Source organism: Clostridium sp. YIM B02500 (assembly GCF_022324665.1).
GTDB classification, from domain to species: Bacteria; Bacillota; Clostridia; order Clostridiales; family Clostridiaceae; genus Clostridium; species Clostridium beijerinckii.
This window is the reverse complement of sequence record NZ_JAKGTE010000002.1, coordinates 295,114-320,177: the sequence shown is the minus strand read 5'-3', so window position 1 is coordinate 320,177 and position 25,064 is coordinate 295,114. Positions and strand designations below refer to the sequence as shown.

Sequence of the window (25,064 nt, the reverse complement as noted above, 5' to 3'; positions counted from 1 at the left end):
ATTTAAATTAGTAATTTTAAAATAATCCCAGTACCCTCCTTTTAAATTATATTTAGTTATTATTTTTGAATTCTTCAATTGCTTCAGCTATTTCATTTAGATATTCCCATCGTTCGTATTTATTATCTAGTTCACTTTGTACTTCTTCTTTTTCATGCATCAATTCATTTAGTTTCCCATAGTTTGAAGCATTCTTTGCCATTTCCTTTTCTAAAGAATTGATTTTTTCTTCGAGCTTAGCAATATCTTCATCTATAGTTTCATATTCTTTTTGCTCTTTAAAAGTAAACTTAGGTTTATTATCTTTAGTTTTTTCTTTAAATCCCTTTCCTTTATCTGCCGCAAATTCATTGCCACTTTTATCATTTGACTCAACAGATTTAATCTTCTCAATTTCTTTTGAAATCAAAAAGTCGCTATAGTTACCGTTATACTCTTTGATATACCCATTTCCTTCATAAGAGAATATCTTCGTACAAATTCTATCTAAGAAATATCTATCATGGGATACAACAATGATTACACCCATAAATTTATCTAAAAAGTCTTCTAATATTTTTAATGTTTCGATATCTAAATCGTTAGTAGGTTCATCTAATATTAAAAAGTTAGGTGATTCCATTAATACTCTTAAAAGATGAAGTCTCCTTCTTTCTCCTCCAGATAATTTTTCGATGGGGGTATATTGCATAGTGCTATCGAATAGAAATCTTTCACACATAGTAGAAGCCATTATCTTAGTTCCATCTTCTACTGGTATGTATTCTCCACCTTCTTTAACATAATCAATTACTCTTAGTTTAGGATCCATGTTACTATTATCTTGTGCAAAACATCCTATTTTAACTGTATCACCAATTTCAATTTTTCCGCTGTCTATTGGAAGTTTATTTCTAAGAATATTAACTAAAGTTGTTTTTCCAGCACCATTTTCTCCAATGATACCAATTCTATCATTTCTCAAAAATATATAGTTAAAGTCTTTAATTATAACTTTACTTCCAAACGACTTAGAGATATCGTATAATTCAACTACTTTCTTCCCCAGCCTAGAACCAACAAATGATATATCAACATCTTCCTGCCTTTTAATGCTTTCTTCGCTTACTAACTCGTCAAATCTTTGAAGTCTTGCCTTTTGCTTAGTAGTTCTGGCTTTAGCACCACGTCTAACCCATTTTAATTCGTTCCTTATAAGAGCGTTTTTCTTTTCTTCTTGTGATTGTTCTACTTCAATTCTTTCAATCTTTTTTTCAAGGAAGGCAGTGTAATTTCCAGGATAAGTATATAAATTTCCTCTGTCCAATTCAATAATTCTATTTGTAACTCTGTCTAAGAAATATCTATCATGAGTAATCATTAAAAGAGCACCTTTCCTAGAATTTAAGAATTCTTCAAGCCATTCAATGGAATCTGAATCTAGATGATTGGTAGGCTCATCTAATATAAGAAGATCACATGGTGTTATAAGTGAACAAGCAAGTGCTATTCTCTTCTTTTGCCCTCCAGATAAGTTTCCAACCTTTTCTGAATAATTCTTTATTCCAAGTTTATTTAAAATTGTCTTTGCGTCACTCTCCATATCCCATAAGCTTAAGGAGTCAATTTCGCTTTGAACCTTAAGTAATTCATTATTTAAAGAATCAAAGTTTTCACCACTGCAACTATTAATCTTATCTAATAACTCCTCATATCTTTTTAAAAGTTTCATTTCTTTAGTGTCACCTTTAAAAATTTGTTCTAAAACAGTTGCATCTTCATCAAATAAAGGATTCTGATCAAGATATTCAATTCTAACATTTTTACCCTTTACTATATTTCCATCAAAAAATTCCTCTCGGCCAGAAACCACTTTTAAAAATGTTGATTTACCAGCACCATTTATTCCAATTAAACCAATTTTATCTCCATCATTAATTCCTAGTGAAACATTATTTAATAATATTTTATCACTATAATTTTTGCTTATATTTTCCAAAGTAATTATATTCATTAATTTTAAACTCCTTTATGTGATTATATACATACTATTTTAACATAGGATGCTCATAAACAGAAATTTAGATTGAATTTAAACAAAAAAAGACTACCTATTATAATATAGATAGTCTAAAAGTAACATATCTTGTTTCGAATAATTACTGTATATATTAATGATTCACTTATTTTTTTTTAGATTTTGACTTGAGATTTCATATCTTTCTTCATTATCTTCTGTATTATAAAAAGCATTACAACCAATCAATAAAGCACAAACAAAAATTACTATTCCTAGCATAATTATTCCCCCTTTAATATGGATCTGATTATATATTTATTATAGCACAATTCGTATGTAAACGATATACTATTTTGTTTTTTTTTATTTCTATTTACATCAATTTCTTGATTACTATTTTCTTAATTTATGATTTTGCAGAATTTTCAAAAAATTATTGACAAAGCTTATATCTTTTGACTATAATTTATATAAACCTATATAATTTAAAAACTGTGAAAAGGAAGAGTACATATATTATTGAAATAAAGAGAGAGAATATTTGCTGGAAATTCTCATGATGTATATATGGAATGTAGCCTTGGAGTTTTTAATCGAAATCTTAATTGTTAGAGAGTAGAATTAAACGGATTGTCCACCGTTAAAAGGGCAATAATATCGGTTATTTAACCCGTATTATTAATAAGTGTGTATTTGATTATACAAAATTAGGTGGTACCGCGGTGATTATCTCTTCGTCCTATATTATTTATAGGATTGGGAGTTTTTTTTTACACAAAAATAATATTTATTCTTATATCAAATATTAAAAAATAGTAAAATCGAACTTTTTATCTAATCAATAAACGTTAATGAAATATTCTAAGATATTTATGTAAGGAGTGATTTCTTTGAAATATAATGGTGCTGAAATAGTTATTAAATTATTAGAGAACGAAGGAGTAGAATATATATCAGGCATTCCAGGAGGATTCAATCTCCCACTTTATGATGCTTTATACAAAAGCAAAAAAATCAAACATATATTAGCACGTCACGAACAGGGCGCTGGATTTATTGCACAAGGCATTTCAAGAAGTACAAATAAAGTTGGAGTATGCTTTGCAACTTCTGGCCCAGGAGTAACTAATCTTCTAACTGCCATTGCAGATGCTAAACTTGATTCAATTCCTCTTGTTGCTATAACAGGCCAGGTTCCTCTATCAGCAATAGGTACTGATGCTTTTCAAGAAGTTGATGCTTATGGATTAACAATTCCAATTACTAAGCACAATTTCTTAATTAGGAACATACATGAACTTTTTACAGTTATAAAAGAAGCTTTCAAAATAGCTTTAGAAGGAAGACCTGGACCAGTACTTGTTGATATTCCTAAGAATATTCAGAATGAATTTATAGACTTAGAAGACTTTCCTTCTGAAATTGCATCTGAAAATTTGCCTAAAAGAGATTCAATAAAAAGCTCTACGCTTTATTGCATAGCTGAATTAATCAATGATTCAAAGAAGCCTATAATTTATGCAGGTGGAGGTGTAGTGAATTCAAATGCTTCATCTAACTTATATAAAATTGCAAAGAAAAATAATATACCAGTTTCTTTAAGTCTTATGGGACTTGGTGCTTTTCCTTGTGATGATGAATTGAGTATTGGAATGCTTGGAATGCATGGTGCACCATATACAAATTATCTTCTAAACGAAGCTGACTTAATTTTGGCCCTAGGAGTAAGGTTTGATGATAGAGCAACAGGTAATATAGAAAAGTTTTGTCCTAACGCTTCTATAATCCATATTGATATTGATCCTTCTGAAATAAATAAAGTTAAAACCAGTAGTTTATCTATGATTGCAAATGTCGATGACTTCTTAGAAGATATACTTCCACATATTGAAAGTAAAAGTCGAAACACTTGGAGGGAAAGAGTTAAATGCTTTAAATCTAAATATCCACTCCCTTCTTATAAAAACATACTGCATCCTGCTAATATAATTCCTTTTGTAGGAAACATAGTTCCTAGGGATGCAGTTATTACTACTGATGTTGGGCAGCATCAAATGTGGGTAGCTCAAAGATACCCTTTTAAATTACCAAAGGCTTTACTAACTTCTAGTGGTCTTGGAACTATGGGATTTGGACTTCCAGTAGCCATAGGTGCTGCATTGGCCAATAAAGATAAGACTATAATCTCTTTCTGTGGTGATGGATCTATTTTAATGAATATTCAGGAACTAGCTACCCTTGCTGACTTTAATCTGAATATAAAAGTAATTATTTTAAATAATCATCATTTAGGCCTAGTACGTCAGCAGCAACAGTTGTTTTATAATGAGCACTATATAGCATCAAAATTTATATCAAATCCTAACTTCAAAATGATAGCAGAAGGCTTTGGAATACAATCTTGTGATTTATGTAATGAGGAAAAACCTTTAGAAAAATTAAAAGAATTGTTAACTACAGATGGACCATGTGTAATTAATATACCTATTGAAGAAACCGAAAATGTACTTCCTATGGTTCCTCCTGGTAAATCAAATATAGATATGATTGGTGGTGAAAATTTAAATGATTAATACTAAATTTTATCTTATAGAGCTACATGTTAGAAACCATTCTGGTGTTATGAGCCACATAACTGGGCTTTTTGCAAGACGTGCATTTAATTTAGAAGGAATTTTATGTGCACAAATAGGTGATGGTTCTACAAGTAAAATGTATTTACTTGTCAAAAATGATTCTGTGCTTGATCAAATAATAAAGCAATTAGAAAAACTCTATGATGTTATCGAAGTTTCAGTACACCAAGATTATGATCAATCTGTATTTGAAAACTTAAATAAAGTACTAAAGCTTAAACAAGAGGATATTTGAGATTTGATTCTATAACTTAAGCTTAGAATAATAAATAAAACTTAGTTTTAATTCAGAAATAAAAATAAGGATAATAAACAATATCTCTACTGTTTATTATCCTCATTAAATGAACCGCTCTATAAGAAAGTTTGTAATTATCTTGGGAGTATAATGTTAGCATTGTGTAAATTAATATTAACATAGTTTTAAAATTTATACAAGACTATTTTTATCTGCTTTGTATACTATTTTAAAAATATATTATATAAAAAGCACTTCAAAAATATTTTTATAATAAAAAAATCACAGGCGACTGTTGTTAAGTTCCGTATTGTGCTTCGCACTCTTTTCATATGTGTAGATTTTTTTCACGCATCTGCCTTTTCGAACGCATGTGAGAAAAATTTGGCAGGCGAATATGATCTATTTTTTTATTCTTTTATAGTAATTAACCCAAGTAAAATATACTACTATAAAAGTTATCCACAGATTTAATTGCATTATAATTTCATAAAGAATAAAAAAGCTAATGTAAATAAACATTAGCCCTTAAAGCTTAGATCATATATTAATTAGTTTAGTTCTATTATTTATATTTTAGCTAATGAACCTAATAAATAGATACCGCCATAAATAAAAATCATTGCTAATACTGCTTGTTTTATTCACTAATTAATTCATTTTTAACATATTCATTAATATTTTCTTCTTCGCCTTCAAATATTTCTGTTAAATGTAATATTATCTCTTGTTCATCTTCTGGAAGATATTTTATTGTTTCTTTGATTGTATCTACATTTACATCTTTCATAAAATAAAATCACCGCCTTAATATTGTTTTATTTCTAAATCACTTAGTACAGCTTTTTCATGTTTATATGTTACTATAAATCTCTGTTTATTATCTTTAGATTATGTTAATAATTCCTTAATATAATATTACAAAAAGTTAAAAGTTAAATTAGCTCGAAATAGGGATAAACTAATTATGCAAATAATCTATTGTATTTTCTCATTTGACATTATAACTTATTTGCTTGTAACTTATTGTCTTTATGTGAAAATAGCTTCAAGTTTATATCATTTATTTTTCTACATTTTTATTCATATAAAGAGCTTGTTCGAAAATAATTAAGCTATAAACTAATTTATAAGAAATGTTTATTTAATTATTCTATAAAATATTAAAATTATTGTGATAAAGATAAATAATTGATTATATAATTAAATTGAATACTCTCATGTTGTTGCTGTTTTCTAAATATGATAAGAAAATATCACAAACTCGATTAGCGATAAATTGATATTTTCACTTCATAAATTTTACATTAAATATTAGCTATTCATTTTACTTAATTTTAATGATTTTACTATACTAATCTCTTTATTTTTTAATAACTTAAAACCCATATAGCTAATAAAAACTATAGTGTAGCTGCTTAATCTTACCCAATCTATTTCCTTTTCATTTAAAAGTATGAGTAAAATATGAAGATATGTTAAAAAGTAAAACAAATATGCCCATCTTTGAAGCCTCTTCCATTGCTTTCCTTGCATTTTACGCCTTATTTTCTTAAATGAGGTTATAAATAATGGTATCATTATAATAAATCCAATAATTCCAACTGCTATATAGCTTAAGTATAATACAGGAAACAAACCTTCATTGATGATTTTAGGAAGCTTGAGTATTATAAAGCGAATAAAATATACTGTTCCATGAGGTAAAAGCATGATTGTACCTATAATAGCTAATTCTGCCCTAATGCTGCGTAATTTCTTTGTTATTGTCCATTTTTGATTTAAAGCTCCTGCATACATTACTAATATAAAAAATGATACTGATATCAATCCTCTTATTGAAGTTTTTTCAAGAGTTAGAATAACCCCATCAAGCTTTGCATTAGATGTTATTCGTAGTATTTCATAAAATGATGTGATTATCGCAATACCCGCTGCCAGCGAATAAAAAAGATAATAATGTTTTTTAATAGATGATGTTAAAAGTAATGATAAAATCGTTACTAGAATTAATGTACAAATAAAGATCATATTTCTACTCCTTATAATTATTATTGATAATGAATATCACTAACAATTATATTTTATCATGGCTATTACGTCAAGATTTAGCAATCTTTATTTTATCTAATTGCTAGGAAATAAAATAGAATGAAATTACAATCACTTTTCTTGTATATCGATTTAAATTTGGTATATGTTGGTGCACTATTACATTGAAAAAGAGATAACCATAATTATTATAGTTATCCCTTAATCTTATTTCCTATATAACTTATATTATTCTACCATTCAGCTTTTGTTCCATCATAATCTTTTCAATTTGGATTGCACCAGTTAAGACCTTACCTGGCAACTTCTTTTACTTTATTCTCATCAATAATAAATCCTAAACCTGGTCATGTTGGTAAGTCTACAAAACCATATTTATATTGAATAAGGCCTTGATCTTAAGCGAACACTATATCTAAAGAAATATATTTATTTACTAGAAGCATATAAAGAATATTTCTCTAATTAACAGAACTTTAGTGATGGGAGAATATAAATAATGTTTTTAAAAGTAGAAAATTTAAGAAAAAGCTATAATACAGGTGATATAACTACTACTGTCTTAAAAGGAGCCGATATAAGTTTAGATAAAAGTGAGATAGGAGTAATACTTGGGCCTTCTGGTTCTGGAAAATCAACACTTCTTAATATTATTGGAGGAATTGACAGATGTGATTCAGGTATGGTTTCAGTTTATAACATAGATATTACTAAACTAAATGATAATAAGCTTACAGATTACAGACGGGAAAATATCGGCTTTATATTTCAGTTTTATAATCTAATCCCTAATCTTACTGTAGGTGAAAATATAGAAGTTGTTTCAAATATAAGCAAATCACCGCTTAACATTTACGAGGTGCTGAAAGCTGTGGATATGCTTGATAAAAAGCATAGATTTCCAAGGGAACTTAGTGGCGGTGAGCAGCAAAGAGTTTCTATTGCAAGAGCTATAGTTAAAAATCCTACTCTTTTGCTATGCGATGAACCAACAGGTGCTCTTGATTTCTCAACTTCAAGGGAAATCTTAAAGCTTCTTCAAAAGGTAAACAAAGAGTTTGATACAACTATACTTATGATAACTCACAACACTGCAATTAGTGCTATGGCTAATAAAGTTTATAGGGTTAGAAGTGGTGAAATTGTAGAGCGCATAGTTAACAGCACCGCCATACCAGCAGAAAGGATTGAGTGGTAATGATTATTAATATTAATATAGAAGAAACAAAATCATTTGACTATTTGGTATCAGAAAATAAAACCCTAAGGATATTTAGTGAAAATAAAAATGTTAATATACCTGCTATAATTCAAGGAAAAGCTCTAAATATAGGTGATATACTCATAGATCCCTCCTACGGAAAGGCTAATAACTTGAATATTGGAGACAACGTAAAAATTAATGATAGAAATTTTATAATATCAGGTTTTATGTCTCTTCCTAACTATATCTATCCCTTAAAAAGCGAATCAGACATAATAAATGATCCAAGCAGCTTTGGAATCGCTGTTATGAGTAAAGATGATTTTAATAGTTTAAATAAAGGCAATGTTTCTTATTCCATAAGATTTAATGGCGACAGAAGTAATATAGATAATAGGATATCTGACTTTAAAGATTATTTAAGAAGTGAAAATACTATTCTTCTCAGCTGGATAAACACAAGTGACAACCCAAGAGTTACGTATTTTACAGCAAAGCTTTCTGGAATTGATAAAATGAGTTCTTCCATGCCTATAGCTGTACTTCTTTTAACCTGCATATTAACAGGAATAGTTATGTATAGAATGTTAAAGAGAGAAGCTGTTATTATCGGAACTCTTTACGCACTTGGTTATAGAAAAAAAGAGATTATGAAGCATTATCTCCTATACCCCATAGTCATTTCACTTGTAGGCGGTATTCTAGGAACTCTCCTTGGATTACTAACCTTAAGACCTATGATGAACTATTATGTGTCATTTTTTAATATTCCAGTAGGTTATTTAAGCTATGATATAGGATATATTATAGTAAGCATTTTACTACCAATATTCTTCTTAGTAATCTGCAGTTATTTTGTAGTTAATAAATCCCTAAAAAATTCACCAATCCAGCTAATGCGAGGTGGCGCTCAAAATAATAAAGTTGGTTTCTTAGAAAGAAAAGTAAACCTTGAAAGATTAAATTTTAATAATAAATTTAAAATACGTGAGCTTCTAAGAAGCATACCTAGAAGTATATTTTTGTTACTTGGCATAGTTATGTCAACAATGCTTCTACTCATGGGCTTTGCATCTAAGAGTTCAATGGATTCCTTACTTAAAGAATCTTTTAATGAAGCCTTTAAGTATAATTATCATTATGTATTTAACTCTATCCAAAATGGTAAGCCAGAAAAAGGAGAACCTTTCTTGGAAATGCCATTTGCAATGAAATATGATGATAAAACTACTTTTACAGTATATGGTGTGAGTCCAGATTCTGAATATATTTCCTTTAAGGATAAATCAGGTAATATATTAAAACCTGATAGAATCATCATTACACGACCTTTAGCTGATAAACTTAATATATCGCCAAAGGATACATTAAAAGTAATCAACAGATTAGATTCTAAAGAGTACAACATAACAGTTGACAGCATTGCAGAAACATTTGTAGGTCAATATGTTTATATGCCACTTGATAGTTTTAATAATATGCTTGGTTTCCCTTCTGGAAGTTATATTGGATTATGGAGCACGGAAAAAATAGACATTCCAGAAAATAAAATTTTAACAGTTGTAACTGTTGATGATATGAAAAAAGCCTTTGATACAATGACAAAACCGCTTCAAGCAATAATAGGAAGTATAGCTTTCATATCCTTTATAATCGGGCTTATCGTAATATATGTTGTTACTTCTTTAACTATAGAGGAAAATAAAGATAATATTTCTCTTTTAAAGGTTTTAGGTTATAGAAAAAAAGAGATTTACTCATTAATTTTAAATAGTTCCAGGTTTATAGTAGTGCTTGGATATATACTAGGAGTACCACTCCTACTTGGTTCTTTAACTGCACTATTTAAATCAATGACAAAAGAAATGAGCATATCTTTCCCTGTAACACTTGATAATATCTATATTATCATTGGTTTCGTAATAATATACTTAACATTTGAATTATCAAAATTATTTAGCAGGAAAAAGATAAACAAAATTTCAATGGCGGAAGCATTGAAGTCCAGAGTAGAATAAACACAATAATATGCTTTTTTACATAGTATAGGTTATCAAAATATAAGATGGTCTGTTACTCTGTTGCTAGAAAGATAACTAAAATTCTAGTAACGGAGTAACAGACCATCCCTGAATGCAAGAAAGGAAGCTCATAACAACTACCAAATATGCGAATAACTTTTTTATTGAATAAATATTCACAGTTATTACTCTTAACTATTAGTATAAATGGCATGCTACCATGTGATCAGCTCCTATTTCCTTTTCTATTGGCTGAACTTTACTGCATATTGGTTTTGCATATGGACACCTAGTATGGAATCTACAACCAGAAGGTATATTCATTGGGCTTGGTATATCTCCTTTAATAATATTTAAATTAGATTCTCTTGCTTTTATAGGGTCAGCTATAGGTATAGATGACAAAAGCCCTTTGGTATATGGATGAAGTGGATTCTTATATAAGTCGTCACTTTTACCTACTTCGACAATACTTCCTAAGTACATAACTCCAATTCTATCAGAAATATGCTTTACCATGGATAAATCATGTGCAACAAAAAGATAAGTCAATCCCATTTCCTTTTGCAAATCTTCAAGCATATTAACAATTTGAGCTTGTATTGATACGTCTAGGGCTGATATTGGTTCATCACATAATACAAAGTCCGGATTTGTCGATATTGCTCTTGCAATTCCAATTCTTTGACACTGCCCTCCACTAAATTCATGCGGGAATTTATCCATATCATCTTTCTTCAAACCGACCATTTCAAGAAGATTTTCAATTTTTTCTTTTCTTTCTAATTTATTTAATCCAGTGTGTAAAGTTAACGGCTCTTCAATTAGTTCCTTTACATTCATGTATGGATTAAGTGAGGAATATGGATCTTGAAAAATGGTTTGTATCTTTTTATAATATTGTTTCATTTGTTTTTTTCTTAGTTTGGCAATATTATTTTCTTCAAAGAATATATCACCAGATGTTACATCATAAAGCCTTGTTATTGTTCTTCCTAAAGTAGATTTTCCGCATCCGGACTCTCCAACTAATCCAAAAGTTTCCCCTCTTCTTATATAAAAAGAAACTCCATCCACAGCTTTTATAAAATTATTTTTAGTAATTCCATTTTTAACTGGAAAATACTTTTTTAAATCTTTTACTTCGATTAATATATCATTTTTCTTTCCCATTCTCTTTCTCTCCTTAATAAACTAATAATTTGTATAAAATAATTAATAACGCAAAATATCCAAATCATTTAGCAAGAAGACACATACTTCTATGGGTTTTACTAAAACTATTATGTTCAGGTATTTTATTAAAACACTCTGATTTTGCAAATTCGCATCTTTCTGCAAATGGACATCCCTTTGGAGGATTTAAAAGAGAAGGGGCTGAACCTTTTATTGGTTTAAGCCTGGCTTTTTCATCATCTTGAACCTTGGGGATAGAATTTAGTAATGCTTTTGTATATGGGTGCTTTGATGAATAAAAGATCTCTTCCGCTGTTCCCTCTTCCATTATTAGGCCTCCATACATAACTGCAATTCTATTACATAAACTAGCTACAACTCCAAGATCATGGGTTATAAGAATTATTGACATGTTATTCTTAATTTTAAGTGATTTTAAAAGTTCTAATATCTGAGCTTGAATAGTTACATCTAAAGCAGTTGTTGGCTCGTCTGCAATTAAAAGTTTAGGATTACATGCAAGCGCCATTGCAATTAATACTCTTTGTCTCATACCTCCGCTGAATTCATGAGGATATTGATCTATTCTTTTATCTGGCATTGGTATTCCTACATCCTTTAATACATCAATTGCCATTTTTCTGGCATCTCTTTTGTTAATTCCTTTATGCCTAACTAAAACTTCTATAATGTGATTTCCTATTTTCTTTAGTGGGTTTAATGCTGTCATAGGGTCTTGAAATATCATAGCTATTTCTTTCCCTTTAATTTTTCTCATATCCTTAGCAGATAACTTCAGTATATTATTGTCTTTAAAATAAACTTCTCCAGAATCTATCTGTGCATTTGGAGGAAGAATTCGCATTACAGATTTCATAAGAACACTTTTTCCGCTCCCAGATTCACCAACAATACCTAAAACCTCTCCAGATTTTATTTCAATATCTACCCCTCTTACAGCTTCTATTTTATTATTTTTAATGTAAAAGTTAGTCTTTAGATCTTTTATTTTTAGAAGAGCTTCTTTACTCATAATACTATTTTTCACCTCCAACAACTCTTGGCTCTACAATTGCCCTAAGAGTATTTCCAAGCTTATTAAATGAATATATTGTTAAAATTATTAATAGCCCTGGTAATATTGCCATATATGGAGCATTTTGAAGATTTGATTGTGAATTTTGAAGTAAATTTCCCCATGAAGACATTGGTTGTTGAATTCCAAGACCTAAAAAACTTAATGAAGATTCAGTCATTATAGCTCCAGCTATACTTGTTGTTGATGCAATTATAATAGTTGGGAAAACGCTTGGAATAATATGCTTAAGTATTATTGTTCTTGAAGATTGTCCAATAGAGATAGCATACAACACATATTCCCTTTCCTTCACTGAAAGCGTTTCTGCACGAACAAGCCTCGCAATTTCCATCCATGTAAATAATCCTATAACAATAATTATAGCTTGTAGGCCTGGTTTCAAAAATATACTAATTACGGTTACTAATATAAGCCAAGGTATAGAAGATATTATATCTACAAAACGCATTAATAGATTATCTATTTTTCCACCAAAATATCCGCTTATTGTTCCAACTAAAACACCTATTGAAGTAGAAATTATCATTGCAAGAACTCCAACTATAAGTGATACCCTTCCCCCATATATAGTTCTAGTTAAATAATCCCTTCCAAGTTCATCAGTACCAAATAAATGGCTGATACTAGGTGATTGTAGCATATTGGCTGTATCAGTTGCATCTGGATTTATAGGTATTAAAAATGCAAATATCGAAATAAGTACTATAAAGATTAGAAAAGCGAATGAGAATATGGAAGTTTTACTATTTCTTAATTCATACTTAAAATTATTAATTCGTCTATTTTCCATATGATTTACCTCATTCCTCTTATTCTTGGATCAACTAAGCTATATAGTATATCAGACAATAGATTTCCTAATATAACCAATGATGATGATAAAATTAAAATAGCCATGATAACAGGATAATCCATACCTTTAATTGCTGTTATGAAATATGGACCAACTCCAGGCCAGCCAAAAACAGTTTCGGTTATCATACCACCTGTCACAAGCATTGGCAGCGCAATTCCTATCTTTGTAATTATTGGAAGAAGAACGTTTTTGCATACATGTTTAAAGATGATTTCCCTCCTACTTCCTCCGAAGGCATCCTGAACTGTTACATAGTTTTGTGATACCTGTCCTATTGTGGATGATCTTACGTATCTCACTAGCTCAGGCAAAAAAGCAGTGGTTAATACAAAGCATGGCATTATAAAATGAACTAAAAGGTCTGAAAATGAATCTTCCTCCCCAATGGTATTCATTCCTAGTATAGGAAATATTGCAAGCTTGTACCCAAATATAAAAATAATTATCATAGCGAACCAAAATGTTGGTACTGCTATACCTATTGAACAAAATCCATCAATCACTTTATCTATAAATTTATTTTTATTTGCTCCAGCTAACAATCCAAGAACTATTGACATTACAACTGCAAGTAAATATGATGGTAAAACTAGCACCATTGTAGCTGGAATTCTTGCTGCTAAATCATTAGCTATACTTTCGTGGTTAACTATTGAATATCCAAATTGTCCATTTAATATTCCCTTAAGCCATAAAAAGTATTGTACATAAGCTGGTTTATCAAACCCATATTTGGCTTTTATTAAATTTACAGTTTCTTCTGGCATATTTGGTGTTGCCATGGCATCAATTGCATTATATGGAGCTAACTTAATAAATGTAAAACAAATTATTGAAATTATTAATAGCAGTGGAATTGCTTGAATAACTCTTTTTAATATATATCTAGCCACTATATTGTCACTTCCTTTATTGATAAATTATAAATGGGGAATAATTATTTGTTATTCCCCATGAGCTTAACCTGTAATAATTTTTATTTAAAATGCAATTTTGACATATCTTCAAAAGTATATACTGGAACTAACGCAGCATCCTTTACTCCATCAACATTAGAGATCATAACAAGTATTCTCTTATTCTCAAGAATTGGATAGAAATACGCATCATTTTGAATTTGTTTTTGGGCATCATTATATATTTCTTTTCTTTTGGCTTCATCTTTTTCTACTCTTCCTGCATTAAACAAATCAACAAGTTTATTATCATCAAAATGGCTATAGTTGTGTGAACTAGGTATAAATAATGAGTTAAATGTATCTGGATCGATTCCCATTATATACCCACCAAGGAACATATCATAATCGCTATTTGGATCCTTCATTTTTTGGGTAATAGCAGCATCCTCTCCACCTGAAAGTTCAACATCTATTCCCACTGCTTTAAGATTTTGTTGAATAATAGCTGCTTCCTTCTGATAAGGCACATTATTTCCAACATATCCAAGTTTAAGCTTAAGACCAGATACTCCTGCTTTAGCTAAGAGTTCCTTAGCTTTATCCTGATTATAATCATATTTTTCAACATCATCAGTATGATACTTGCTTTCATTTGGAAGGAAAGTATATGCCTCTTTTGCATATTCATCAGATCCAAAGGCTGCATTTATCATATCCTTTCTATTTAGAGCATAAAATATAGCTTTCCTTACATCTTCGTTTTGAAGTTTAACTGATTTTGAATTCATAACCATGTAAGCTATTCTTCCTTCGTCATAGGTATAAGAAGTTAATTTATCACTTTTTAAATCCTTTAAATCACTAGACTGAACAATTAATGCATTTATTTCACCCTTTTGAAGTGAGAGTTTAGCTGTATTGGCATCCGGTATCGTCTTAAATACTACATTTTGTATTTTAGGTGCACCAAGGAAATAATCATCATTCTTGACTAACTTTACATACTGCCCTGCTTTATATTCCTCTAATTTATAAGGTCCAGTACCCACTGGCTTTGCATTCTTTTCACTATTTTCGAAATTTGTTTCTCCTTCATATACATGCTTAGGCATTATAAAAATATCTCCTAAAAGCTCCATCGCTGGGGCACTAACTTCTGGAAGAACGAAATTAACAGTATAATCATCAATCTTTTCGACTTTTACTGGTTTTCCATTAAATATTAGCTGACTATACGCCCAACCAGCATTTTTTTCATTTAGCATCTCATTATACGTGAAAACTACGTCATCAGCTGTAAATTTTACACCATCGCTCCATTTAACATCTTTTCTTAGCTTTGCCGTATACGTTAGTTTATCTTCAGATGGCGTCATGCTTTCTGCAAGGAAATACTCAACTTTATCTGAATTATACATATAAAGTGGTGAATATAATGCTTTTATTTCCATCAATCCATAACGATCACTTGTCGTTATTACATTTACTGAATTACCTGGATCTCCATCAATCCCATATGTGAATGTATCAGATTTTGAAGCACTTGCCTCAGTTTTAGCACTACTGCTTGTCTTTCCACATCCGCTTAATATAGATATTGCAGCAATTCCTACTATTAAAATTTTTGATAACTTTCCTATTTTCACTTATTTTCCCCCTTAAATTATGCCTATAAAATCCCCTCGTAAAATTTTATGAAAACAACTACACAATTAGAATAGCAAGCTTTATGGAGATCTGCTTTTCTTTTTTTATTGTATATTCACATAATTCTTATAGATTTACTGGGTTTATATTCCGATTATATCACTCAGAATTACTTTGTCAATATATTTTTACCGTTTTTTTCATCTAAATAAATAATATTCCTTAATGATTTTTTATTATGTATGCGCTGAAAAATTTTAATTTAATACGAATTTCTTGAAAATAAGAAAAGCGCATATTCATATTGAGCAATGCGCTAATCATTTTATTATATTTCCATTTCCTTAACATTATCATCTATTATCAAATCGGCATCCGTTGTTTTCAACACTTCATCAACAGTTAAACCTGGTGCTACTTCTATTAGAACTAATCCTTTATCTGTAACTTTCATAACCGCTTTATCTGTAATTATTAGATTGACACATTTGGCAGCCGATAAAGGCAATGTACATTTTTTTAATACTTTTGAGTTCCCTTTTTTATCATTATGGCTTAATGCAGCTATTACATATTTAGCTCCCACTAAAAGATCCATTGCGCCTCCCATACCAGGCGAAAAAATACCAGGTATTTTCCAATTTGCAATATTTCCTTCTTGATCTACCTCTAAAGCGCCCAATGCAGTTATGTCAACATGTCCACCTCTTATTATTGCAAAAGATAAATCCATATCAAAGGTTGATGATCCTGGTAGTAAAGTGATTGGAGATCCACCTGAATTAGCTAGATCTGGGTCAGATTCTCCTATCTTTGGAGTTGCGCCAAACTTCAATGCGCCATTTTCACATTGTAGTGTTATTTCCATTCCCTTTGGTAAATAATTGGCAGCCATATTAGGTATACCGAATCCTAAATTAGCAACCATTCCTTCTTTAAATTCTTTTGCGATTCTTCTTGCAATTATCTCTTTACCATTCATCATTTTCACCCCTATCTCATTTTATTAGTTCTTGTCCATAAATCTTCAAAATATTTTCTTCTATCTTCAAAAGAATCACCTTGAACTATTATATCTACTAATATACCCGGTGTTCCAACACTATCAGGAGGGATTTCACCCACATCAACGATTTCATCCACTTCGGCTATAACTAAATCAGCAGCAAGTGCCATACTTGTATTTGTTCCTTTTGTTGTTCCTCTATATAAAATATTTCCGAACTTATCAGCCTTACAGCCTTTAATTAATGCAACGTCTGCTTTTATAGCTGGAAATACTAAATATTCCTTTCCATCTACAATAAGTTTATCTCTTCCATTCTCAATTTCTGTACCAAGCCCAGTTGGTGTTATAACTGCGCCAAGTCCAGCTCCACCAGCTCGTATACATTCAACTATGGTTCCCATAGGTATAAATTCTACTTCTAATGTGCCTGCATTATATTGTTCTTGTGCTTCAGGGCAAGTCCCAATATGTGCACCTACAAATTTTTTTATTTGTTTATTTGCTATGAGCATACCAACATCATGAGTCTCCCCTGGTTGAGCTGATACAGCTTGAATAAGTGTAAGATCCTTAATATTTGTATTCGCTAGCTCCTCTATCATCTTTAATGGAGCACCCACTCCTAAAAAACCTGCTGTCATTATCTTCATGCCATCTTTAATATTTTTTACTGCTTCCTGTACTGTCTTAATCTTTGTCATTTCTCTATACACCTCCAGATTTTAATAATATGCTATCGATTATTAAAGAAAAATTATTATTTAAGACCAATTATCCCTTTTAGAAATTTAACTGTTATAATAATATTATTATTGATGAATTTATATTCCAATTAAATCCAAAAACCGAAAGAATAACGTCTAATAAGTTTTTATAAATTATTTTGTAACATATGGAAGTATATAATAATCACCATTTTCAATTTATATGACATTATGAGTTATAAGTTTATTAAATAAAATAATTGATTTGAATTTCACTGAGCTCTTGAGTAAAAAAATAGATGTGAATTAGAATAATTTTCCCTAATTCACATCTGTTCTTATAATAATCTTTTAATGCACTAAACCTGCATGTTTCCTATAAATTATAAAAATTTTCGGTTGTGCTTCGCACTTTTTAATGCATGTATATTGTTAACTTTTTTTATTTAAAAAATGTTTCATTTGAAAACACTTTCATTTAAAGATGTATTTATTTAAATCATTAAAAACTCATTTATTCTTAAAAAGGTTTAAAGGTTTATTAGAATCTTTTTAGAATAAATGAAGTTTAATTAAAATTTTAGTTATTGCTTAATATATCTTCAATTATATTCTTTAAGTTTTTACCCTGTTCAAAATCTGGATCTAATCCAATAGATTTCTCTGTATACTCTAAGGCTTTATCAATTTGTTGTAAATTATAATAACAAAGTGCAATTTCGTAATTTGTTTCTGGGCATTCACCATAAAAGTCTAGTGAAGATTCTAAAAGCTTTAGTGCATCATTATCATAGCCAAGATAACCTAATATAGAACCAAAATAATATCCTAAGTCGCCTTCTTCACCAATAGGGAAATAGTATTCCCAAACTTTATTGATTGCATCAGCAAATTCATCTTTAGGGAAGTCTTCTTCATTTTCTATTCTTTCAATTAAAATATTGTATAACTCAAGCAAAGTTCTTGAATCCCATACTGTAAATCTTAGAAAAGTCAAAAGTTCCTTAGTAGTCAAGGAGTTACTCAAAGGCATAATTGCTTTTTTCATTATATAGAAATCATCTGGCCCCACACTTTCTATAACTTCATTGTAAGCCATTGAAGTTTCAATAAAATCATTATTACTACTACTTACCATAAATAGAGACACATTTATGTTTTCGTGTTCATATATACTATGTATTGCTTTTCCGCCGAGTTCTTTAAAATATAACTCTATAGCATGAAAATTTACCGTCATAGAAATACATCCATGCTTTGATAAAAATGGATGATAATTTTTATCCATGCTTTCTTCATTCTTATAACCTTTATCAGCAGATATTAGAATCACGTCATCATTAAACAACTTTCTTAATCTTGAAATACATCTTAATCCAATTATAGGCATATAGAATGCTGTATCCTCTAAAGAATTTTTGTAATGCATCAAAACATCATTTAAATTCTTATCTTCGTAATAACTATTCCCATCAATTTTTTTATCTGTATAATAATAATCTAATCCTGCAAGAATTGATTTATCATTAGGATCTCCTTTTTCATCTGGAGAAGTTATTGTTATTACTCCTTCATAAATCTCTCCGTTATTAACATAAAAAGTATCTTGTGGAAGACTGTCAAAAGTATAATTAGCAAATAGAATTAAAGGATTTTTCATTTTCCCTTTTGCTAATACTTCACCACTATGTCTAAGTTTAATTTCATCATCCTTAGATATATCAAAAGTTGCACAATCAAGTATACCAGCTTCGAAATAAGGAGTTAAAAAGCTATGATTCTGCCAATATTCAATATTTCTTTCAGCAAAATCCGTTACTATGTATTTAAACTTTATATCTTTTAACGAAGAATTTTCAATCATATGTAAAAATCTTTTTAGAAACGTATAAGTAAATCGTCCAACTCCTGCTGCAAGCTCCATAATATATATGACAGTATTTTTATCTATATCTTCTCTTGCAACATAGTCTCGCAAATATCCAAAGACAGTTTTAGCGTATTGGTTTGCGATATACGGATTGGTTGTTATATATTGTGGCACAATACCTTTAATCCAAGCCTCTGGCCCTTGGTTTGCAAAGAATTCTGTCTGCAATTTCCATAACATTGACTGTGATAAAGGCTTTTCAGCTTCAACTATAGCTCCTGAACTCTCGTTAACTTTCGAATTTGAAGCTTTAGTAATATTATATTTTTTATTTTTTTCTGACAAAACAATTCCTCCCTAAAAGTAAAGTTAAAAATTACTTTTACTAAAATATCATTAACAGAATGATTATACTATTCTAATTAATTTATGTATATAGATAAACCAACTATAATCTATACTTATACGTATACCTCACCGAAATCATAAATGTTTTCTCCACAAATATATTTATGATTTCTAGTGAATATATGAACTTAAAGTCTTAACAAATTTACAAATATATTCATCTAATAACTCTAATTCTTAAGTTGTTTATATTTACAAGTTTCATACAAGATGATGGCCTCAAAAAAATCATACTCATTATTTCTAGTTGGGATATTTTTAACTATATGCTACAGATAAAACGTAAATTTCCAAATAAAAAGGCTACGTAAAAACGCAGCCTTTTTGTAGTCAATATTTGCCCTAAAATTATTTTAATTTGTTCTTCTTTTGCTTACAGCACTTTATAGGATATTCATTTACTTGCTCTCAGCACACTTTTTGTACTCTATAGTTTTTTCAACTGGTTTAACTATGGATTTATCCTGCCACTTACCCTGCCTGTAACGTATTACGCTTGCTATAGCCGTAATAGTCCAAGTAAGTCCACTAGTTACCCACACACTCCAAACTCCTAGAAAAGGAATCATAGCTAGTCCGCTTGAAAATCCAACTCTTCCAGCCACTTCAACAAAACCGTTAACCATAGCATAAAATGCATCCCCTGTACCATTGAGTACACCTCTTGTAACGTAAATCATTCCAAGAGGAAAGTATGCACAACTTGTAATTCTTATTGCTTTATCTCCAAGATTTATTACTGATTCATCTTTAACAAACACTTCCATTATAGCCTGACCGCCAAATTGAGCTGCAATAAATGCTAAAAGGCTAAATCCAGCTACTATTAAAATGCTTTTGTGATATCCTTTTTTTACCCTATCAAGTTTATTAGCTCCCATATTTTGACCTGCAAATGTAGACATAGCTGCCCCTAATGAATTGAACGGCTGCTGTATTAGCTGTTCTACTCTACTAGTAGCTGTAAATGCTGCGACAGCTGTCTCTCCAAATCCATTTACTACACTCTGAAGCGCTACTAATGAAACAGCAATCAGTGAATTCTGAGCTGCTACAGGTACTCCAATCCTTATACATTTAGTTATGATTGATTCACTTATTTTCCAGTGTTCTTTCTTTAATTTAAAATATGGATTCTTGATCAAGGCAAATACCAAGCAGCCAATTGCTGCACATGCCTGAGAAATAACAGTAGCATAGGCAGTACCTGATACACCAAATCCAAATTTTAGTACGAAAATTAAATCTAAGACCACATTAATTGCACAAGAAATAATTAAAAAAACTAAAGGTGTACTTGAGTCACCTAATGCTCTAAGTATGGCAGCTATAGCATTATAGGCTGCTACAGCTATCATTCCTCCTGATGCTATTCTCAAAAAAGCTACAGAATCATTTAAGATTTCAGGTGGTGTATTCAAAAGCTGTAAAACTTGGCGTGCAAAAACAACTCCTAATATACTCATAACAACACCAGATGCACCAATCACATAAGTTGAATTGGCAATGGCTCTCTTTACTTGTTCTTCCTTCTTGGCTCCAAAATATTGAGAAATGATTATACCTATACCAACAGACAATCCCAAGCATACAGAGAAAAAAAGAAAACTTAGAGATCCACAAGCACCTACTGCGGCTAAAGCATTAGCACCAACAAACTTTCCTACAACTATTGAATCAATCAAGTTATAAAACTGCTGAAATACATTGCCTATAAGCATTGGCCAAGTGAATTTTATAATATGGGAAACTTCCTTACCTTCAGTCATATCATGTACATATTTTACAGACATAATTTAAAACTCTCCTTCTTTTGTTTACTTCAATATTACATGGATTTAACAAATTAAGCTGGCAATATATTAACCCAATATAGACATATATTGCAGTGCATGTTATATTTTTTATGTTAAATTTAATTTAAGTATGTATTATTTTGCAATTGGTCTTCTTAGAATTTTGCAAGGATTGTGTTTATATCAATGTCTTGTAATACCATTGAACTATCTACATACTAATTATATATATTAAATATTTGGAGGTCTTATATGTATCCCTTTTTTGAAGCGAATAAATCTGGTGATCGAAACTTTTTTAGTTCAAAAATCTTAGAAAATTTCAGTTTTCCTCCACACTTACATCCATATGTAGAAATAGCTTATGTTATTGAAGGCTCTATAGAAGTTACAATAAACGATACTCAGCGCTGTCTTAAGGCTGGTGAGGTTTCTATATGTTTCCCTAATGATATACATACTTTTAATAGTGACGGATTTTCAAAAATTATTCTATTTATTTTCTCACCAGATCTTACACGTAGCTTCTTTGGTATACGAATGGACAAAACACTGGAGAATCCATTTATGTCAAAAAATATTGTCGATGATTGGATAAGTTCTCTTCTATATATGCTCCATGACGAATATACAAGCGTTAATAACAAATACGTTATTAAAGGGCTTTTATACACCATACTTGGAAAACTTGATTCGCATTTTACATTTAAAAAAAGCAGCACTTTTTATAACAGTACAATGCAAAATCTACTTAAATATATTGAGATTCATTACCATGAGAAAATTTCACTAGATAGTATAGCGAAAGATTTAGGTTTCAGCAAATTTTATCTCTCAAGAATTTTTTCAAATAAGATTGGCTACCAATTTAATGATTACATAAATAGATTGAGAATAAATAAAGCTCAAAAACTCCTTAGCGAAACAGAACTTCCAGTTACCGTTATAGCTTTGGAATGCGGCTTTGAAAGTCAGCGAAATTTTAATAGAATTTTCAAAGAACTAACTGCTCTTACTCCTACAAAATTTAGAACAGGTATATAGATACTCAAATTTAAAACCGCATTTATGTGATAATTTACCGAAATCATAAATATTTTGATTCCGAAAAGCTATGAAAATATCGCTGAAGGTTCTAAGCAGCAGATTGTACCCACTTTAGCATGCTACAACTTTCAGTTTGACAAGCTAAAATGGAACAACCTACAGCTAAGACCCTTTAACAGCTTATTTTCAAATGTTTTCTCCACAAATATATTTATGATTTCTAGTAAAGATATAAACTTAAAGTTTTAGCAACTTTATAAATAATTTCATCTAATAAGTCGAATTCTTAAATTAGATATCTTATAGGCAACCCAACTAAGATCGCAAGTTGCACTCAAGACGCTAGCCTCAAAATCATCAAACTCCTAATGAAAAATTTCATATTATGACCCTTGTGGTTACAAAAGCATAATTCTTATTTCTAGTTGGGATATATTTCATAGTATAAATCTAATTTATAATTGTTTATCTGTATAGGTATTATAAGTAAGAGTCTTATTCATGTATGAATTTAGCGAAATCATAAATATCTTGATTATGAAAAACTATAAAAATTTAACTGAAGCTTCTAAGCAGCAAGTTACTTTCACATAAAGTACAGTAAGAGTTTAGTGGTACTGCAAAGTTTATGGCAAAAGCGATTTTGATAATATTTCCAATTAACTTAATATAATAAGTCATTGCTAGTTTAGAAGATGATTTCAGGTGTTTTATGAATTATAAAGCAAAAAAATTAAATCTGAAATCTTCCAATATGTAAGAAAACTTCAGATTTTGATTTCATGACTATTTAAGTTTGTTTTAATAGAATATAAAAATTTGCCTTAGTAAATAATGCTATTTTTCAACAACTCCATTTGACGAGTTGAACTTTAAAAAGCGTGTTCCTTGAAAAGTTAATGTTCCCCATTCATGTTCTGGAACATTTTTGAAGACACGTCTTCCAACTGTAAATTTAATTTCACTCCCAGTGTCTAACTCAAATTCTAAAATTAACTTTTCAGTAGTTGTCATAACTCCATTACTGTCTGTATTTGCACACGTTTCTTTTTTCTTCTTAATTAATTTTGCCTTAGTGGATATAATTGGTGAGTTTTCATTTTTAATATATTTACTGATGTTTATAAAAATTATAAAAGCTACGAAAACGAAAAATATTAGCTGAAATCCAATCATGATTAACCCACTTCCTATCTTTCTAAAATTCTATTACTTTAGCTTAAATTATACATTTTATTTATTTTAACTTGATTTTGATAACTTATTTATTTAATACTTATCGATTTTATACATATTATATCATAAATTTACATTAATTAACCTATTAAGCGTTATTTATGCTAAAATAAAGTCAATATTTAAGAAATTTTCGAAATAAATTTTAATGAATTAAACTTCTATTTATAATACATATTTTCTTAAAAATTAAAGCTAAGATTTTTTTAAATGCAAAAAATCTTAGCTTATTAATTATCAGCTACTTTATAAATTTCCTAGCACCTTTTGAATTTCTAACTCTGTCAAAGACCTATACTGGCCTTTCTCTAGTGATTTGTCTAAAGCTAGTCCACCAATTGAAATTCTCTTTAAATATACAACGTAGCAGCCTACGGACTTTAACATACGCTTTACTTGATGCTTGCGTCCTTCTGAAATAGTAAGATATCCAGAAACGACTGGCTGCGTATGATGATTTGAGTTTATATTGTTCACATTATTGGTGGCCATTTCATGTTTAAGATCTTTATATACGCCAAACTTATCCACTTCTATTCTTGCAGGCTTAGTTAATATTTTACCTTGTCCAATATAAGTTCCCTGCTCTAATTGGTTCTTATCTTCTTCGCTTAAAGAACCTAATGCCCAAAAGAAATAAGTTTTTTCAACATGCTTTTCTGGATACATGACCTTATGTTCAAATTCTCCATCATTTGTAAATAACAATAATCCTTCTGTATCCTTGTCTAACCTTCCAACATGAAATATTCCTTTCGTACCAGCTTCGCCTAAAAAATCAAATACGGTCTTATGAATCTCATCAGTTTTTGCAGTAATACAACCTGCTGGTTTGTTAAACATGTAATATAATTTTCCTGTATATTTAACTATCTTATTAAGATACTCAATGACATCACAGTTTTCATCAATTTCCATTGCAGGCTCTGTAACTAACTCTTTATTTACCTTTACCATACCTTCTTTAATATAATTTCTGACACTTTTTTTGCTTCCAACAGCTGATTCTGCTAGAAATTTATCTAATCGCATATATCGTCACATCTCTTCCTATGTAAAAAATCTAAAAAATTAAATTAACTTGTCCCTAATTTCAACTTGTTATTTAATAAATCTAATCATAAATTGTATTCTGCAAATATAATTATTAATTTGGATATCCATAGT

The 25,064-nt window shown here is 29.8% G+C and carries 19 protein-coding genes and 1 other annotated feature; of the genes, 5 read left to right on the top strand and 14 right to left on the bottom strand.

The genetic code is table 11. From position 1 onward, the window contains the following. Positions 1-52 precede the first annotated feature (52 nt). The gene (locus L1S46_RS02600) at positions 53-1,993 is read right to left on the bottom strand and encodes an ABC-F family ATP-binding cassette domain-containing protein (RefSeq protein ID WP_238899170.1); all 1,941 of its coding nucleotides are present in this window, start codon (positions 1,991-1,993) and stop codon (positions 53-55) included. Positions 1,994-2,484: 491 nt separating this feature from the next. Beyond that, positions 2,485-2,744: a binding site (T-box leader), on the top strand. A 145-nt stretch (positions 2,745-2,889) separates the two neighbouring features. On the opposite strand from L1S46_RS02600, the gene ilvB reads away from it, so the two are divergent. Further along, positions 2,890-4,572 carry a biosynthetic-type acetolactate synthase large subunit gene (ilvB, locus tag L1S46_RS02595; protein ID WP_238899169.1) on the top strand — a complete coding sequence of 561 codons (1,683 nt, stop codon included), beginning with the start codon at positions 2,890-2,892 and terminating at the stop codon, positions 4,570-4,572. After that, entirely contained in the window at positions 4,565-4,870 is a 306-nt protein-coding gene (ilvN, locus tag L1S46_RS02590; protein WP_012058856.1) for an acetolactate synthase small subunit, read from the top strand. The genes ilvB and ilvN overlap by 8 nt, the downstream gene beginning before the upstream one ends. Before the next feature lie 643 nt (positions 4,871-5,513). On the opposite strand, the gene L1S46_RS02585 is transcribed toward ilvN, so the two are convergent. After that, positions 5,514-5,663, bottom strand: coding sequence for a hypothetical protein (locus L1S46_RS02585; RefSeq protein ID WP_170816456.1), 150 nt, complete (start codon positions 5,661-5,663; stop codon positions 5,514-5,516). Positions 5,664-6,187: 524 nt separating this feature from the next. Beyond that, positions 6,188-6,904 (bottom strand): ferric reductase-like transmembrane domain-containing protein, encoded by a 717-nt coding sequence (locus tag L1S46_RS02580; protein WP_077830827.1) that lies wholly within the window; start codon positions 6,902-6,904, stop codon positions 6,188-6,190. A 520-nt stretch (positions 6,905-7,424) separates the two neighbouring features. Between L1S46_RS02580 and L1S46_RS02575 the strand changes: the two genes are divergently transcribed. Beyond that, positions 7,425-8,123 (top strand): ABC transporter ATP-binding protein, encoded by a 699-nt coding sequence (locus L1S46_RS02575; RefSeq protein WP_238899168.1) that lies wholly within the window; start codon positions 7,425-7,427, stop codon positions 8,121-8,123. Continuing rightward, positions 8,123-10,147 (top strand): FtsX-like permease family protein, encoded by a 2,025-nt coding sequence (locus L1S46_RS02570; protein ID WP_238899167.1) that lies wholly within the window; start codon positions 8,123-8,125, stop codon positions 10,145-10,147. The genes L1S46_RS02575 and L1S46_RS02570 overlap by 1 nt, the downstream gene beginning before the upstream one ends. Before the next feature lie 201 nt (positions 10,148-10,348). Here L1S46_RS02570 and L1S46_RS02565 read toward each other — a convergent pair whose 3' ends face one another. The 9 genes from L1S46_RS02565 to L1S46_RS02525 form a co-directional block, all read right to left on the bottom strand. Next, positions 10,349-11,323, bottom strand: a complete 975-nt coding sequence (locus L1S46_RS02565; RefSeq protein WP_236897965.1) for an ABC transporter ATP-binding protein — start codon at positions 11,321-11,323, stop codon at positions 10,349-10,351. A 64-nt stretch (positions 11,324-11,387) separates the two neighbouring features. Continuing rightward, positions 11,388-12,359 (bottom strand): ABC transporter ATP-binding protein, encoded by a 972-nt coding sequence (locus tag L1S46_RS02560; RefSeq protein ID WP_238899166.1) that lies wholly within the window; start codon positions 12,357-12,359, stop codon positions 11,388-11,390. Positions 12,360-12,363: 4 nt separating this feature from the next. Next, positions 12,364-13,215, bottom strand: coding sequence for an ABC transporter permease (locus L1S46_RS02555; RefSeq protein WP_238899165.1), 852 nt, complete (start codon positions 13,213-13,215; stop codon positions 12,364-12,366). A gap of 5 nt (positions 13,216-13,220) precedes the next feature. Beyond that, a complete protein-coding gene (locus L1S46_RS02550) occupies positions 13,221-14,174 on the bottom strand; it encodes an ABC transporter permease (RefSeq protein ID WP_238899164.1) in 954 nt (317 codons plus the stop codon). Between the two features lie 83 nt (positions 14,175-14,257). Beyond that, positions 14,258-15,826 carry an ABC transporter substrate-binding protein gene (locus L1S46_RS02545; RefSeq protein WP_238899163.1) on the bottom strand — a complete coding sequence of 523 codons (1,569 nt, stop codon included), beginning with the start codon at positions 15,824-15,826 and terminating at the stop codon, positions 14,258-14,260. 329 nt (positions 15,827-16,155) lie between these two features. Next, a complete protein-coding gene (locus tag L1S46_RS02540; RefSeq protein WP_077856355.1) occupies positions 16,156-16,809 on the bottom strand; it encodes a 3-oxoacid CoA-transferase subunit B in 654 nt (217 codons plus the stop codon). A gap of 11 nt (positions 16,810-16,820) precedes the next feature. Then, positions 16,821-17,537, bottom strand: a complete 717-nt coding sequence (locus L1S46_RS02535) for a CoA transferase subunit A (RefSeq protein WP_077869543.1) — start codon at positions 17,535-17,537, stop codon at positions 16,821-16,823. Positions 17,538-18,120: 583 nt separating this feature from the next. After that, a complete protein-coding gene (locus L1S46_RS02530) occupies positions 18,121-19,755 on the bottom strand; it encodes a hypothetical protein (protein ID WP_238899162.1) in 1,635 nt (544 codons plus the stop codon). Positions 19,756-20,216: 461 nt separating this feature from the next. Then, entirely contained in the window at positions 20,217-21,611 is a 1,395-nt protein-coding gene (locus L1S46_RS02525) for an MATE family efflux transporter (protein ID WP_238899161.1), read from the bottom strand. Positions 21,612-21,866: 255 nt separating this feature from the next. Between L1S46_RS02525 and L1S46_RS02520 the strand changes: the two genes are divergently transcribed. Beyond that, positions 21,867-22,658 carry a helix-turn-helix domain-containing protein gene (locus L1S46_RS02520; RefSeq protein WP_238899160.1) on the top strand — a complete coding sequence of 264 codons (792 nt, stop codon included), beginning with the start codon at positions 21,867-21,869 and terminating at the stop codon, positions 22,656-22,658. Positions 22,659-23,498: 840 nt separating this feature from the next. On the opposite strand, the gene L1S46_RS02515 is transcribed toward L1S46_RS02520, so the two are convergent. Then, a complete protein-coding gene (locus tag L1S46_RS02515) occupies positions 23,499-23,837 on the bottom strand; it encodes a DUF2500 family protein (RefSeq protein WP_238899158.1) in 339 nt (112 codons plus the stop codon). A gap of 306 nt (positions 23,838-24,143) precedes the next feature. Then, positions 24,144-24,929 carry a pseudouridine synthase gene (locus L1S46_RS02510; protein ID WP_238899156.1) on the bottom strand — a complete coding sequence of 262 codons (786 nt, stop codon included), beginning with the start codon at positions 24,927-24,929 and terminating at the stop codon, positions 24,144-24,146. Positions 24,930-25,064: the final 135 nt, after the last annotated feature.